The 15,078-nt window shown below is 46.2% G+C and carries 11 protein-coding genes; 8 read left to right on the forward strand and 3 right to left on the reverse strand.

Going from position 1 to position 15,078, the window contains the following annotated elements; translation table 11 throughout:
* The first annotated feature begins 2 nt into the window (after nucleotides 1-2).
* Nucleotides 3-1,562 (forward strand): glutamine-hydrolyzing GMP synthase, encoded by a 1,560-nt coding sequence (gene guaA / locus ACYZ97_RS01850; RefSeq protein WP_473299804.1) that lies wholly within the window; start codon nucleotides 3-5, stop codon nucleotides 1,560-1,562.
* Here guaA and ACYZ97_RS01855 read toward each other — a convergent pair.
* The gene (locus tag ACYZ97_RS01855) at nucleotides 1,546-2,418 is read right to left on the reverse strand and encodes a MurR/RpiR family transcriptional regulator (RefSeq protein ID WP_473299805.1); all 873 of its coding nucleotides are present in this window, start codon (nucleotides 2,416-2,418) and stop codon (nucleotides 1,546-1,548) included. The two genes, guaA and ACYZ97_RS01855, sit on opposite strands and share 17 nt — an antisense overlap.
* A gap of 193 nt (nucleotides 2,419-2,611) precedes the next feature.
* On the opposite strand from ACYZ97_RS01855, the gene ACYZ97_RS01860 reads away from it, so the two are divergent.
* The 4 genes from ACYZ97_RS01860 (at nucleotide 2,612) to ACYZ97_RS01875 (ending at nucleotide 7,915) form a co-directional block, all read left to right on the forward strand.
* Nucleotides 2,612-4,522 (forward strand): bifunctional 5-dehydro-2-deoxygluconokinase/5-dehydro-2-deoxyphosphogluconate aldolase, encoded by a 1,911-nt coding sequence (locus ACYZ97_RS01860; RefSeq protein ID WP_473299806.1) that lies wholly within the window; start codon nucleotides 2,612-2,614, stop codon nucleotides 4,520-4,522.
* 80 nt (nucleotides 4,523-4,602) lie between these two features.
* Nucleotides 4,603-5,946: an MFS transporter gene (locus ACYZ97_RS01865; protein ID WP_473299807.1), complete on the forward strand. Its 1,344-nt coding sequence runs from the start codon at nucleotides 4,603-4,605 to the stop codon at nucleotides 5,944-5,946.
* A 96-nt stretch (nucleotides 5,947-6,042) separates the two neighbouring features.
* Complete coding sequence (locus ACYZ97_RS01870; RefSeq protein WP_473299808.1) at nucleotides 6,043-6,933, forward strand: transketolase; 891 nt, start codon at nucleotides 6,043-6,045, stop codon at nucleotides 6,931-6,933.
* A 1-nt stretch (nucleotide 6,934) separates the two neighbouring features.
* Nucleotides 6,935-7,915 (forward strand): transketolase family protein, encoded by a 981-nt coding sequence (locus ACYZ97_RS01875; protein WP_473299809.1) that lies wholly within the window; start codon nucleotides 6,935-6,937, stop codon nucleotides 7,913-7,915.
* Between the two features lie 54 nt (nucleotides 7,916-7,969).
* On the opposite strand, the gene ACYZ97_RS01880 is transcribed toward ACYZ97_RS01875, so the two are convergent.
* Entirely contained in the window at nucleotides 7,970-9,508 is a 1,539-nt protein-coding gene (locus ACYZ97_RS01880; protein ID WP_473299810.1) for a BCCT family transporter, read from the reverse strand.
* A gap of 272 nt (nucleotides 9,509-9,780) precedes the next feature.
* On the opposite strand from ACYZ97_RS01880, the gene betI reads away from it, so the two are divergent.
* From betI to betA, 3 genes are all read left to right on the forward strand, one after another.
* Entirely contained in the window at nucleotides 9,781-10,401 is a 621-nt protein-coding gene (gene betI / locus ACYZ97_RS01885) for a transcriptional regulator BetI (protein ID WP_473299811.1), read from the forward strand.
* Between the two features lie 10 nt (nucleotides 10,402-10,411).
* Nucleotides 10,412-11,884, forward strand: a complete 1,473-nt coding sequence (gene betB, locus ACYZ97_RS01890) for a betaine-aldehyde dehydrogenase (protein WP_473299812.1) — start codon at nucleotides 10,412-10,414, stop codon at nucleotides 11,882-11,884.
* Between the two features lie 70 nt (nucleotides 11,885-11,954).
* Complete coding sequence (betA, locus tag ACYZ97_RS01895; protein ID WP_473299813.1) at nucleotides 11,955-13,640, forward strand: choline dehydrogenase; 1,686 nt, start codon at nucleotides 11,955-11,957, stop codon at nucleotides 13,638-13,640.
* A gap of 71 nt (nucleotides 13,641-13,711) precedes the next feature.
* Here betA and nhaA read toward each other — a convergent pair whose 3' ends face one another.
* Nucleotides 13,712-15,043, reverse strand: a complete 1,332-nt coding sequence (nhaA, locus tag ACYZ97_RS01900) for a Na+/H+ antiporter NhaA (RefSeq protein WP_473299814.1) — start codon at nucleotides 15,041-15,043, stop codon at nucleotides 13,712-13,714.
* Nucleotides 15,044-15,078: the final 35 nt, after the last annotated feature.

The following is a 15,078-nucleotide window of genomic DNA, read 5'->3' on the forward strand; positions in this document are numbered from 1 at the left end:
TAATGACGAGCGTTCATCCCGATTCCATTCTGATTATTGATTTTGGTTCACAGGTCACCCAGCTCATTGCCCGACGTGTGCGTGAAGCGGGTGTCTATTCCGAGATTGTTCCTTTCCAGTTAGCCCAAGAGGCATTCGGACGTATCCAGCCCAAAGCCGTTATTCTTTCCGGTTCTCCTCATTCGACGGTTGATATTGGTAGTCCGCGTGCACCGCAGACGATTTTTGATGCCGGTATTCCTGTGCTTGGTATCTGCTATGGTGAGCAGACCATGTGTGCGCAATTGGGTGGCGCGGTTGAAGCCGGACATGAGCGTGAATTTGGCCGTGCTTTTCTTGATATTGAGGAAGATAGTGCTCTTTTTGAGGGGGTTTGGGAAAAGGGTAGCAAGCATCAGGTATGGATGAGCCATGGTGATCGTGTAACGGCCTTGCCGGAAGGCTTCAAAGTAATCGCAACATCAAAGGGTGCGCCTTATGCAGCGATCGCCGATGAAAAACGTCGTTTCTATGCCGTGCAATTTCATCCAGAGGTTGTCCATACGCCCGACGGAGCCAAACTGCTCTCGAATTTTGTTCATAAGATTGCAGGTCTTAAAGGGGATTGGTCGATGAAGGCCTATCGGGACCAGTCAATTGCTGCCATTCGTGCGCAGGTTGGCAAGGGTAGGGTCATTTGCGGGCTTTCAGGTGGTGTTGACTCTTCTGTGGCCGCTGTACTGATCCATGAAGCCATTGGCGACCAGTTGACCTGTATTTTTGTTGATCATGGTCTGATGCGTAAAAACGAAGCGCAGGAAGTGGTTTCGATGTTTAAGGAAACCTATAATATACCGCTGGTGCATGTGGATGCATCCGATATGTTTATCGGTGCCTTGGAGGGTGAGTCTGACCCTGAGAAAAAGCGTAAGACGATCGGCCGCCTCTTTATTGAGGTGTTTGAACAGGAGGCTAAAAAAATTGGCGGTGCCGAATTCTTGGCCCAAGGCACGCTTTATCCGGATGTGATTGAGAGTGTTTCCTTTACCGGCGGCCCTTCGGTCACGATCAAGAGCCATCATAATGTCGGCGGTTTGCCGGAACGTATGAATATGAAATTGGTTGAGCCTCTACGCGAGCTTTTCAAGGATGAAGTGCGTGTTCTTGGTCGTGAGCTTGGTTTGCCGGAACATTTTATCGGACGTCATCCGTTCCCTGGTCCGGGGCTTGCTATTCGTTGTCCGGGTGGTATTACCCGCGAGAAGCTTGATATCTTGCGTGAGGCCGATGCGATTTATCTTGATGAAATCCGTAAGGCCGGTTTGTATGATTCAATCTGGCAGGCTTTTGCCGTGTTGCTACCGGTCCAGACTGTCGGTGTGATGGGTGACGGGCGCACTTATGAATTTGTCTGTGCGCTTCGTGCGGTAACGTCTGTCGATGGCATGACTGCCGATTTCTATCATTATGATATGGAATTTCTTGGGCGCGCCGCTACCCGTATCATCAATGAAGTGCGCGGTATTAATCGGGTTGTCTATGACGTAACTTCTAAACCCCCCGGTACTATTGAATGGGAGTAGGTTCTTTTTTTTGAGGCTTTGCTTTCTGTTGTTTGCGTGCGGCTGCGGTTGCGACGGCTAGAGAAATAGCCAGTGTCATTGTGGCTGTCAGGGTGCGGAATGAGTCATATTCTGCTTCGCGCACCGGCATTATGATTGGCGAGAACCGGTGTAATTGTGGATTGACCGCATCGCTGATAGCAACGATTTTCGCACCATTTTGATAGGCCTTTTCAATCAGATCGATAACGGGTTGGGCTGAAGGATTGTACGTTATTGCCAGAAAGACATCATTTTTACGGATTGTCTGGTGTGCACCCAAAGCGCCTGCATTATCATGCAGTAAAGCGGGAATATTCATTTTTTCGAAATAGTAATAGAGATAGGCGGCTGCGGGAAAAGAACGCCGAAACCCTGCAATGTGTATAATGTCGCCCTTGGCAAGAATACTGACTACTCGATCCATTAGATCCTGATCAACAGTCTTTATGAGATTTTCAAGTGATTTGCGTCCGGCATCTGCAAATTCAGCCAGAAAGAACGCGCTTTTTTCATAATCGGTATCAAGTAATTTTTCCAATCTCTTGCCATAATCGGGCCATTCATTGGATAGCGACATGCGTAAAAGTTTTTGAAGTTCGGAGTAACCGGAAAAACCCAATGTCTGACAAAATCGGACAAAGGCTGATGCGGGAACATTACATTCCACAGCACTTTCAGTAATAGTGGAAATGGCAATCCGGTTTTGTGCGCGGATGACGTAATCGGCACATTGTTTTAGTCTTTTGGGTAGATCCGGTGTCAGAGTGAGCAGCCGTTGATGGAGTTCGTCTATCGTTTTAGGCGCTTCTAAGGTTATGTTGTTTTGCTTGTTCATCCATGTTCCCTGTAATCGTCATTCTCGTTTTGAGGATTTATATCGCTTTAGCTTTTTGTTTTCAAAGATTGCAATTCCAAATAGCGATCTTTGTGAAAAACAAAGAGATTGCACTTGTTTTTTTAGAAAAAAAATTCTATTTATAATTAAAATAGAACATAATTTATGTTTTAAAGGGGATGGGGAGGCTTCTATGGATAAATCACGCGATACAGTATTGGACGTCATTACCATTGGGCGTTCATCTATTGATCTCTATGGCCAGCAAATCGGAACGCGTCTGGAGGATGTGGCATCCTTTGCCAAGTCGGTAGGTGGGTGTCCGTCAAATATTGCGATCGGTGCGGCGCGTATGGGACTAAAATCTGCGGTGATTACCCGCGTCGGCAACGAGCAGATGGGGCGCTTTATTATTGAGCAGATGCAGCGTGAAGGTGTTTCAACTAAGGGCATCGTGGTTGATAAGGAACGCTTGACAGCGTTAGCAATTCTCGGTGTCGAGAATGATGAAGATTTTCCTCTTCTTTTCTATCGTCAAAACTGTGCCGATATGGCTTTGTGTGAAGATGATATTGATGAAGCTTTTATTGCTTCTTCCGCCGCTATACTTGTGAGCGGGACACATTTTTCCACGTCGAATACGGAAGCTGCCCAGAAAAAAGCTATTCGTTTGGCCAAGCAATATGGCCGCAAGGTTATTTTTGATATTGATTACCGTCCTAATCTTTGGGGGCTTGCCGGCATTGCCGATGGCGATCAACGTTATATCGCTTCTGAACGTGTTACCAATTGTTTGAAAACAGTGTTGCCTGACTGTGATCTGATTATCGGCACAGAAGAAGAAGTGATGATCGCATCGGGCGAACAGAATCTTCTTGCTGCCCTTCATGCCATCCGTAGTTTATCCAATGCAACAATTGTTCTCAAACGTGGCCCTATTGGTTGTATTGTTTATGATGGTGCTATTCCTGATGATCTGGAAAAAGGGATTGTCGGAAAAGGATTTCCGATTGAGGTTTATAATGTTTTAGGTGCGGGCGATAGCTTTATGTCTGGCTTTTTATGCGGCTGGCTTAAAGGTGAGGATCTTTTCACCTGTGCAACCTGGGCCAACGCCTGTGGTGCCTTTGCCGTGTCGAGATTGCTGTGTTCGCCGGAAATCCCGACATTTGAAGAAATGCAGTATTTTCTTACCCATGGTTCTCATAAAAAAGCTTTGCGCCATGATGAGATGTTGTCCCATTTACATTGGGTTACAACGCGTTCGCATGATTTTCCGCGCATAATGGCCTTTGCAATTGATCATCGCAGTCAATTGGAAGATGTGGCTGATCGTGTTGGTGCTCCTTATGAAAAAATTGCCGATTTCAAGCGGCTTGCGGTGAGGGCTGCTGCACATGTCGCCAAAGGACGTGCCGGTTATGGTATGTTGCTGGATGAGCGTTATGGACATAAAGCCATGTTTGATGCCGCCAAGGCCAAGATCGACTGGATAGGGCGTCCTGTAGAGTATCCCGGTAGTCGTCCCTTGCAATTTGAATATTCGCAGGACATTGGTTCGCAACTGGTCGAATGGCCGACACATCATTGCATCAAGGCATTGTGCTTTTATCATCCTGATGATCCGGTGGAGTTAAAAAATCTTCAGATCGCCAAATTGAGAACCCTTTATGAAGCCGCCCGTAAAATTGGCCGTGAATTGATGGTCGAAATTATCGCCGGTAAAAACGGCTCTTTGAAGGAAGATACAATTGCCTGTGTTCTGGAGGAACTTTATGTCGTCGGTATCAAGCCTGATTGGTGGAAACTTGAACCACAGGCCAATAAAACAAGCTGGAAAAAGATCAGCGATGTCATTGTAAAAAATGATGCCTATTGTCGGGGTGTCGTGTTGTTGGGGCTTGCCGAATCTGAGGAGAATTTGGTCCATGTTTTCAATGCGGTAGCTGATATTCCGCTTGTCCGCGGCTTTGCTGTGGGGCGGACATTGTTTATGGCGGCTGCCGAGAAATGGCTTGCAGGCAAGATTGATGACGAGACTGCCATTACCGATATGGCAACACGTTTTGAAAAGCTGACGGGTGCATGGCTTGCAGCACGGTAGGATACTTTTTTTATAAATATTAGCCCGGATTTTAAAAGGCGAGTAGCGGGCAGATTACTGGGGAAAGGGAAGAAAAGAAAATGAGTGAAATAAATAAAAATACGATAGGGAATCCGGTTTTACCGTCGAGAGCCACTATATCCCTTGTCTTTAAACGGATTTTGCCCATTCTGGTTTTGGGTTATATCATGAATTTTCTTGATCGTACCAATATCAGTATGGTCAAAGCCGAGCTGCAATATGACCTGGGGATTGATGCTGTCGCCTATGGTACCGGTGCCGGTTTATTCTTTCTGACTTATGCTTTTTTCCAGGTGCCAACCAATTTGGTGATGCACCGTTTTGGCGTACGTCGTTGTCTTGGCATTATCATGCTGTTATGGGGGATATTATCCGTTGGTACAGCTTTCATCCGCGGTCCTATGGATTTCTATCTTATCCGTCTGGGATTGGGGATTGTTGAATCAGGTTTCTATCCTGGTGTTATCTATTACCTCACCCGCTTTTTCCCTCACGCCGACCGTAGTCGTGCGAATAGTATTTTCTTGATGGGGGCAGCGATTGCCAATGTGATCGGCAATCCACTTGCCGGTCTTCTGGTGGGTATGCATGGACTGGGTTCATTTAACGGTTGGCAATGGCTTTTTATTATGGAGGGGCTGCCTTCCGTTATTCTGGCCCTCTTCATTTTAAAAACCTTGCCCGATTGTCCGACCGAGGCTAAGTGGCTTGATAAAGAAGAGGCTCGTAATCTGGAAGCTTATATTGCCATGCAGGACGAGCAGGGTTCTAGTGAAGCGGGTAACCGCAACTGGAAGGAGGCACTTCTTGATAAGCAGATCATTTTGACAGCGATTGTATTTTTCACGATTGTTATTGGTGTTTATTCTCTGGGGTACTTTCTGCCGGCGATTGTCCAAAGCTGGGGTACAGCTCTGACCAAGTTTGAAGTTGGTCTGATCACTTCTGTTCCTTATATTTTTGGTGGTATATGTCTGTGGGTTGTGCCGTTAATGGTGAAAGCAGACAAGACGCGCAAATGGATTGTCGGTCTTACCGGTCTTATCGCTATCGGTCTGGTTGTTGCGCTTCTTTCGGAAAGTTATCTGACCGGTCTTGTGGCACCTATTGTTAGCATAATCGGTTTCTGTTTTGCCTATGCGGCTACACAAACTGTTCAACCTTTGATTTTGGCCAATGTCGGTATCCGTCTTTCAGGGGCGGCACTTGCCGGTGGTCTTGCCATGGTCAATATGGTAGGCCAGCTCGGTGGATTTTTTGGGCCCTATATTTTGGGTTATACCGAAAAATATACCGGTATTGCATCGTCAGGCCTTTGGGTTGTGACAGTAATTGTCATCATCGGCACGATCATGGCTCTTTGGGTCAAAGTCGGCAATACAGTTGTCAAAGGTGAAAAATAAAAGTCGCATAACATGCAGGCTTTGATAAAGGTGTTCCGGTTGTTTCCGGAAGCCTACTCATGATTGATGCATTTCATGTTTGAAAGAGAGATAATCATGTCTTCCGATACCAATAAACATAGTGCTTCGGTATTAAAAAACACGTATATGCCATCCGATGAAATTGTCCGCTTGTTGAAAGAAAAGGCTGAGTTTGTCCGTCTTGAGACAGTTCGTCTCATCGAGATCGCTAAAACGGGTCATTATACGTCTGTTTTTTCTGCGGCCGAAATTTTTGCCAGTCTTTATTATGATGTCATGACGCTTAAGAAAGGCGATCCTAAATGGGAAGATCGTGATCGTTTTTTGATGGGCAAGGGCCATGCAGCGGTTGGTCTTTTTCCGATTCTGGCAGATCTCGGTTTTTTTCCAAATGAATGGCTTGATCATTATACCCGGTTGGGCAGTCCGCTTGGAGATCATCCAGACATGCGGAAGGTTCCAGGGATTGATTTCTCATCTGGTTCGATCGGTCATGCTTTGTCCAACGGGCTTGGTATGTGCCTGACCCAACGTATTACGGGCAAAAACTTTCATGTATTTGTTATGTTGGGGGATGGCGAGATGCAGGAAGGACAGGTTTGGGAAGCAGCGATGAATGCCGGCCACAATAAGGTTTCCAATCTGGTCGCTATTGTTGACCGCAACGGCTATCAGCTGGACGGTGCTGTCGATGATGTCATTTCAATCGAACCTTTGGATGATAAATGGCGCTCATTCGGATGGGATGTTTACGAAGTTGATGGTCATGATGTAGCCGCCGTGACGGAAATTTTGCGCCGTATCAAAGCCGATACGATACGTAAAAAACCAGCTTGTTTGATTGCCAAAACGGTAAAAGGTAAGGGCGTTTCTTATATGGAAACAGAACCGGGCTGGCATCTCGGTTATCTTGATCCGTCAGATGGTAAAAATGCGGTTGAGGAAATCAAGGCAATGGAGAATTAAGATGTCCCAGGCTTTATCCGAGAATTCATGGCATTATCGCCAGCTCAATGCAAAGAATCCCGGTCTTCAATATCTTTCCGACGGACTGATCGAACTCGTCAAGGAAGGTTATCCGGTTGTTGCAGGTTCGGCAGATTTGCAATATTCCAATGGCTTGAATAAATTTGCCGACATCTATCCTGAACGCTATTTCCAGTTTGGTATCTCCGAACAGAATATGATTTCAGCCGCAGCTGGTATGGCGACATGTGGCGTCATGCCGTTTGTAGCGAGCTTTGCTTCTTTTGTCGGCTTGTTATGTTGTGAGCAGATACGGATGGATATTGCCTATTCGGCACAACCGGTTCGTGTCATTGGCCATCATACCGGTATTTCACTCGGCTTTTATGGCACCTCCCATCATGCAACTGAAGACATAGGTACAATGCGTTCGATTGCTGATCTTGCTGTTGTTTCACCGTCTGATGGTGAGCAGCTCATCGCTGCTATCAAGGCATCGGCTGATTATGACAAACCGGTTTATTTTCGCATTGGACGTGGACGTGATCCGGTAATTTATGAAAAGCGCCCTGTTTTCAAATTTGGCAAGGCACATATTCATGCCTTTGGTGATGATCTAACAATTTTTGCTTGTGGTGCGACCGTTCACCCTGCATTGAAAGCAGCCGAGAATTTGCGTACTCAAAGCCTGTCTGTTGGTGTTGTTGATATGGCATCCATCAAGCCGATTGATCGTGAGGTGATATTGGAAGCAGCCCAAAAATCAAACAAGTTGATGAGTGTGGAAGAGCATAATATTTTAGGGGGGCTCGGTTCGGCAATTGCTGAAGTTTTGGGCGATGAGGGGGGTGGTAAAAAACTGCTGAGACATGGCATTAAAGATACGTATGCACTTATCGCGCCGCCAACACATCTTTATGCCCATTATGCGCTTGATGAAGCTGGTATAGAAAAAGTTGCAGGTGATTTCATCTGTTCCTGAAATAAACAGATATATCTTGTAAAACGGCTCCGTTAAGGAGCCGTTTTGTTTTGTTTATGGACGGGAACGCAGGCTTTTAACCAGACTCATCATATAGATAATAATGACAAACGAGAATGGCAGGCCGCATAGTACGACAGCAGTTTGGATTGCGGTAAAGTTACCCGACAAGAATAATCCTATGGTAACGGCTGTCGTGGCTACGCACCAGAAAATACGCAGCCATATGGGTGATTCTACTTCAGGATCATCTGTGCGTATAGCGAGGTTCGAAATCATCAGACTACCTGAATCGACTGGTGCCAAGAACAGAACAAAGCTGATCAGAATGGCAAAGCATACGGTAATTTGTGGCAAAGGCAGATATTCGAGGAAGCGATAGATTGCCATTTGCGGATCAGCAACGACAGCTGTACCGAGATCTTTCATACCTTCGATAAAGACCATGTGGATGGCAGCATTCCCAAAGATGGAGAGCCACAAAAGCGTGAAACCCAATGGTACCAGCAAAACGCCGAAAATAAGCTCTTTGATGGTGCGTCCTTTAGAAATACGGGCAATAAATAGGCCGACAAAAGGTGCCCATGCAATCCACCATGCCCAATAAAAAATCGTCCACAAGCCGCGCCATTTATTGGCATTCTCGAAAATATAGAGATTGAAGCTCATTTTGACGAAGCCGTTTAGATAGTCGCCGATATTTTGTACAATGCCGTCCATAATATGGAAGGTTGGGCCGGTCAGAAAAACAAAGGCAAGCAAAAGGCAAAGTAGAATAATATTGACCTTTGAAAGGGCGGCAATACCTTTTTCAATACCGATTACGGCAACAATGGTTGCTACAACCATCATAATGATAATAAGCGTGATCAGCATACCCAGGCTATCGGAAATACCAAAAAAGTCTACTAAACCGGAATGGACCAGCAGGGCGCCGATGCCCAAATTGGTAACCATAGCAACAACTGTTGCCAGAATACCGAAACCGTCGACCATATCACCGGCGATACCATTGGTGAGCTTTTCTCCGAAAATGGGATAGAGTGCTGTACGCAAGGCCAGAGGACGCTGTTCGACATAGGCATAGTAGGCAAGTACCGTGGACATCAATGCATAGAGCGCCCAACCATGAATGCCCCAATGCAGGAAAGTGATAACCATGGCATGTTGGGCAACTTCAGCTGTACCAGTTGGGCCGCTTGGGGGATTAAGAAAATGGTCGAGAGGTTCGTAAGCACCGAAATAGACCAAGGCGATACCGATGCCGGCTGAAAACAGCATTGTTACCCAGGCCGTATAGCTGAATTCGGGTTTTTCTCCCTCTTGTCCTAGTGTAATGTGCCCATATTTTGAAAATGCTAGCCAGAAAACAAAGATAACACATACGATAATCAGCGATGTATAATACCAGCTTAATGTATCAGAGACGAATTGCTGCGCCCAGTTGAGCAGAAAAGAGCTTTCCTGAGGGAAAATAACTGTGAGTGTCGAAAAGACGATGACACTTATGGCAGAACTGAAGAAAACAAATTTATTGAGTTTCGGTGTTTCATGGTGATGAGCTTTGCCTTCACCGGCTTGATGCGCTGACATTTTTACATTCCCTCCCAAGGGTCGATGTCCTTTTATTTGCTTTTAAGCCAATAATCTATGCTTTTGAGCTATACTTTTTCATTGATTGAACGTACAATCAACAAAATGTGTTTCGCCAAAATGCCATCAAAGGCATTAAGTGGCAAGATACAAAACACATCTTTGGATTGAAGAGGTGTTTATAACGAGATGCACATATTTCCGAGCTTCGGTTAAGTAAACCAAAGGTATGAAAATAAAAGACCAATCGGGTTATGTCAGGATGGACAGGGATGGGAAAAGCGATAAAAAAGCCACGCAAGGAGATCGCGCCTGAACGACGCGAACAATTTGTTGCGGCAACCTGCTCTATCATCGACCGGGTCGGTCTAGCAGATGCGTCTTTAAACCAGATTGCTGGTGAAATTGGTATTTCCGCCGGATTGGTTGCGCATTATTTTGGCGATAAAAGAAGCCTTCTTTATGCCACCATGCGTAAAATTATGAGTGATTTGAAAATCACGGCCGAAAGTCTGCAAAAAACGATAGATCGGCATGATCCGGTGGCCCAGATACGGGTGATTATTGATAGCAACTTCCATAACAGCCAGAACAATCGCGCTATCATAAAGACATGGCTCAATTTCTGGGTTGCCAGCCTTTATGATGATGAACTCAAGCGGTTGCAGCGTGTGAACGAGTATGTGCTTTTTTCATCTCTCTATGCGCAGTTCAGTAAACTTGTTTCGAAAGACGTTGCTCTTGATGCCGCACGTACGCTGGCTTCTCTGATTGACGGGCTATGGCTTCATTTAGCTTTGTCTTCGGATTTTTCTTTTGATGGCGGCCGTTGTCTTGCTCATCAATATCTTGATCAGTTTTTGGTGCAAAATGCACCTTCAGCTCTTGCATAAGGAATAAAAAATGACACTTTACCCCCTACAAAAATTATATATTGGCGGTCGTTTCGTCGATGCGACCAGCGGTAAGACATTTACAACAAAGAATCCTGCTAATGGCGAGGTTATTGCTGAAGTGCAAATGGCATCTGCCGAAGATGTCGATCGTGCTGTGATTGCCGCGCAAAAAGGGCAAAAGGTCTGGGCATCGATGACGGGTGTTGAACGTTCTCGTATCCTGAACCGTGCTGTGGCTATTCTGCGTGAGCGTAATGACGAAATTGCTTTGGTCGAAACTCATGATACCGGTAAGGCTTATTCGGAAACGTCAGCAGTCGATATTGTTACCGGCGCTGATGTAATTGAATATTATGCGGGCTTGGCCGTTGCTATTGAAGGCGAACAATATCCACTGCGTGATAGCAGTTTCTTTTATACACGCCGTGAACCTTTGGGTGTGATCGGTGCAATTGGTGCATGGAATTATCCGATCCAGATTGCCATGTGGAAGGCTGCTCCTGCTTTGGCTGCAGGCAATGCGATGATTTTTAAACCCAGCGAAGTTACACCTTTGACGGCGCTTATTCTGGCACAAATCTTTACAGAAGCCGGTCTGCCCGATGGTGTTTTCAATGTTGTACAGGGGCCGGGACGTATTGTCGGCCAAGCCATGACGGATCATCCGCATATTGACAAGATTTCATTCACGGGCGGTGTTGAGTCGGGCAAGAAAGTTATGGCGAATGCCGCTGCTTCGTCGTTGAAAGATGTTACAATGGAGTTGGGTGGCAAGTCGCCGCTTGTTATTTTGCCTGATGCCGATGTCAAGCGTGCTGTCGATGTGGCGATGATGGCCAATTTTTATAGCTCCGGTCAGGTTTGCACCAATGGAACGCGTGTGTTTGTACCGGCTGCAATGAAAAAGGAATTTGAAGCGGGTTTGCTTGAACGCGTTAAACATATTCGTATGGGCGATCCGGTTGATCCGAATACCAATTTCGGTCCGATGGTCAGCTTTGAGCATATGGAAAATGTATTGCGTTATATCGAGTTGGGCAAACAGGAAGGTGCGCGTCTTTTATGTGGTGGTGGACGTGAGACCAGTGGTGAGTTCGCCAAAGGTGCCTATGTACAGCCGACGATTTTCACTGATTGTCGTGATGATCACACCATTGTTCGTGAAGAGATCTTCGGTCCTGTGATGAGCGTATTGAGTTATGAAACCGTTGATGAGGCTGTCGAGCGCGCCAATAATACGACTTTTGGTCTGGCAGCTGGCGTCGTTACACGGGATGTATCTCTTGCCCATAGTGTTATCCATCGTCTGCAGGCTGGGATATGTTGGATCAATACATGGGGTGAGTCACCCGCACCGATGCCGGTTGGTGGTTATAAACAGTCAGGTGTGGGACGTGAAAATGGTCTGGCTACACTTGCCCATTACACACAAATCAAATCGATCCAAGTTGAATTGGGAGATTTTGCGTCGGTCTTTTAAGGCCGGCGTTTTGTTTTTTTAAAGTTTGACGCCGCCATCAATGTAAGCGGCGGTGTATCAGGAGGACGTTATGTCAAGCAAACAGGAATATGATTATATTATTATCGGGGCAGGCTCTGCCGGCAGCGTACTTGCTGCACGCCTGACAGAAGATACGGGCACAACCGTTCTTCTTCTGGAAGCAGGTGGACCTGACTACCGTCTCGATTTCCGTACCCAGATGCCGGCTGCACTTTCTATGCCGCTTCAGGGAACACGTTATAATTACGCTTATGCAACTGATCCCGAGCCGCATATGAATAATCGGCGTATGGATTGTGGTCGCGGCAAAGGACTCGGTGGTTCATCTTTGATCAACGGCATGTGCTACATTCGCGGCAATGCACTTGATTATGATAATTGGGCCAAGATGGAAGGGCTAGAAAATTGGAGTTATCTCGATTGTCTGCCTTATTTCAAAAAAGCTGAGACACGCGATATTGGTGGTAATGATTATCATGGTGATAGCGGTCCATTGCATGTGACCACTCCGAAACAGGGTAATAATGTCCTGTTTCACGCGATGGTTGAAGCTGGTGTTCAGGCCGGTTATAAACGGACTGATGATCTCAACGGGTACAGTCAGGAAGGCTTCGGTCCGATGGATCGTACAACGACTTCGTTTGGACGTCGTTGCTCGACATCGCGCGGATATCTTGATGTTGCTCGCCAGCGCGATACATTGACGATTAAGACTCGTGCTGTAACCGATCGTATTCTTTTTGATGGCAAACGTGCGATTGGTGTGCGTTGGTTGCAGGGATCAGAAGTCAATGAAGCACATGCCCGCAAGGAAGTGATTCTTTGTGGCGGCGCTATAGCTTCGCCACAGATTCTGCAACGCTCTGGTGTTGGCCCTTCTGATTTGTTGAAAAGTCTGGATATTGCTGTTGTTGCCGATATTCCGGGTGTCGGTAGCAATCTGCAGGACCATGTTGAAATGTATATGCAGTGGAAATGTACCAAGCCGGTGACGTTGGCAACAGCCGCACGTGCATATAATAAGCCCTTCATTGGTGCAGAATGGTTGTTTTTAGGTAAGGGGATCGGTGCTTCCAACCATTTTGAGGCTGGTGGCTTCATTCGTTCACATGATGATTTCGAATGGCCGAATATCCAATATCACTTCCTGCCTGTTGCCGTGAACTATAATGGAACCAATCCGATTAAGGTTCATAGTTTCCAGGCCCATGTTGGCTCGATGCGTTCGATGAGCCGTGGTCGTGTTCACCTCAAAACGAAGAACCCCAACGATCATCCGAGCATTCTATTTAACTATATGTCGGATGCCGATGATTGGCGTGAATTTAGAGCGGCCATCCGCATTACACGTGAAATATTCAGCCAGTCGGCATTGGATGAGTTCCGTGGTGCGGAAATTTCGCCAACTGCTGATTTGCAATCGGATAAAGAGCTGGATGATTTCGTGCGTAATCGTGCAGAGACAGCCTATCACCCATCTTGTACCAATGCGATGGGTTATCATGATATGGCTGTTGTCGATTGTGAAGGTAAAGTACACGGTATGGAAGGGCTGCGCATTGTCGATGCTTCGATTATGCCACGTATCACGACCGGTAACCTCAATGCGCCGACGATCATGATTGCTGAAAAGCTTGCTGATGTCATTCGTGGTCGTAAGCCTTTGGCTAAAGTGGATGTGCCATATTATGTTGCTAATGGTGCACCGACACATGCCGTTAAAAAAAACAATTAATTACAATAGCGTTTAGCTGAAAAAAAAGCGGGGTATTGCCCCGCTTTTTTTGTTTTAGCTTATGAGTCTGTCTAATGCGACTGCTTGCGATAAACGATGCCATATGCCAAGCCACATAAAGCTGAAAATGCAGAGCCAACTAGCACGCCTGTTTTGGCTGCAGCCAGTTGATCACTGTTGTTGAAAGCTAACATTGAAACAAAGATTGCCATTGTAAAACCAATGCCTGCCAGCATGCCGATCAATAACATATCCTGCCATCTAACATCAGGAGGTAAACGGCACAAACCGAGTTTAACGGCAAGGTAGCTGGCTAAAATAATTCCAAGCGGTTTTCCCAGAAATAGTCCCAGACTGACGCCGCCTAGGATAAAAAAACCGCCATGTTGTAAAAGATCGAGGCCGGAAAAGACAATGCCAGCATTGGCCAATGCGAAAACTGGCATAATAAGATAGGCAACCCATGGATGCAGCACCATTTGGATACGTGTGATCGGTGCAACCATATCACGTTGTCCAATACGTATGTTTTTGAGTGCAGTTGTGAGTTTTTCTCCTTCAGCACCTTGATTGATTGCTAGGATGGCGTCATGGACACGTTTGACTGGAGCTACGGTGCTGCGTGCTGCAAAAACAGGTGTCATCATACCTAATATAACACCGGCAAGAGAAGGATGGATGCCGGTTTTCATCAGGCTGATCCATATTATGGCTGCTGGTAGAACATAGAGAATAGCCATATTAAGGCCGATCCAATGGAAAATTAGAATTAAAACCACGCCGAAGGCAGTGAATATTAACCAGTAAAAAGCGATGTTGTCGGAATAGAATAAAGCAATAATCAGAACGGCAATAATATCGTCGATGATAGCCAGTGATAGAAGAATAATACGAACATTAGCGGGAATAGATCGGCCTAATAAAGCCAGAACACCGATGGCGAAAGCGATATCGGTTGCTGTTGGTACAGCCCAGCCATGAAGGCGGGTTGGATCAGCGTTTAACAGGCTGTATAGGATAGCGGGTAAGATAACACCGCCTATTGCAGCAATTATAGGCAAAGTGGCTTGTCGAATATCCGATAGAGCGCCCTCATGGATTTCACGTCGTATTTCAAGTCCAGCAACCAGGAAAAAAAAAGTCATGGCAACGTCATTGACCCAAAAATGCAGACTCCATGAAATACTGAATGATCCAAGAGCCAATGAAAGCGGCGTATGCCATAATGCAATATAGCTTTCCCCATAGCTTGAATTGGCCCAGATGAGCGCTATAGCCGCGGCGAATAACAAGATGATACCGCTTGTTGCTTCGGTGTGTGTAAGACGCTCGATATTGGAGAGTGCGCGTTCTTTTAAAATAAAAGTACGATCGGCACCGCGATGTTGTGACAATTTTGGCATAGTATAGAACTCCGTACGCTGGCGGCCCGACCAAC

This window comes from Bartonella sp. bp_1 (assembly GCF_055808085.1).

Bases quoted from the DNA above. Each gene is read 5' to 3' on its own strand.
- guaA (WP_473299804.1), top strand. From the start codon at position 3: ATGACGAGCGTTCATCCCGATTCCATTCTGATTATTGATTTTGGTTCA.
- ACYZ97_RS01855 (WP_473299805.1), bottom strand. From the start codon at position 2,418: ATGAACAAGCAAAACAACATAACCTTAGAAGCGCCTAAAACGATAGAC.
- ACYZ97_RS01860 (WP_473299806.1), top strand. From the start codon at position 2,612: ATGGATAAATCACGCGATACAGTATTGGACGTCATTACCATTGGGCGT.
- ACYZ97_RS01865 (WP_473299807.1), top strand. From the start codon at position 4,603: ATGAGTGAAATAAATAAAAATACGATAGGGAATCCGGTTTTACCGTCG.
- ACYZ97_RS01870 (WP_473299808.1), top strand. From the start codon at position 6,043: ATGTCTTCCGATACCAATAAACATAGTGCTTCGGTATTAAAAAACACG.
- ACYZ97_RS01875 (WP_473299809.1), top strand. From the start codon at position 6,935: ATGTCCCAGGCTTTATCCGAGAATTCATGGCATTATCGCCAGCTCAAT.
- ACYZ97_RS01880 (WP_473299810.1), bottom strand. From the start codon at position 9,508: ATGTCAGCGCATCAAGCCGGTGAAGGCAAAGCTCATCACCATGAAACA.
- betI (WP_473299811.1), top strand. From the start codon at position 9,781: ATGGGAAAAGCGATAAAAAAGCCACGCAAGGAGATCGCGCCTGAACGA.
- betB (WP_473299812.1), top strand. From the start codon at position 10,412: ATGACACTTTACCCCCTACAAAAATTATATATTGGCGGTCGTTTCGTC.
- betA (WP_473299813.1), top strand. From the start codon at position 11,955: ATGTCAAGCAAACAGGAATATGATTATATTATTATCGGGGCAGGCTCT.
- nhaA (WP_473299814.1), bottom strand. From the start codon at position 15,043: ATGCCAAAATTGTCACAACATCGCGGTGCCGATCGTACTTTTATTTTA.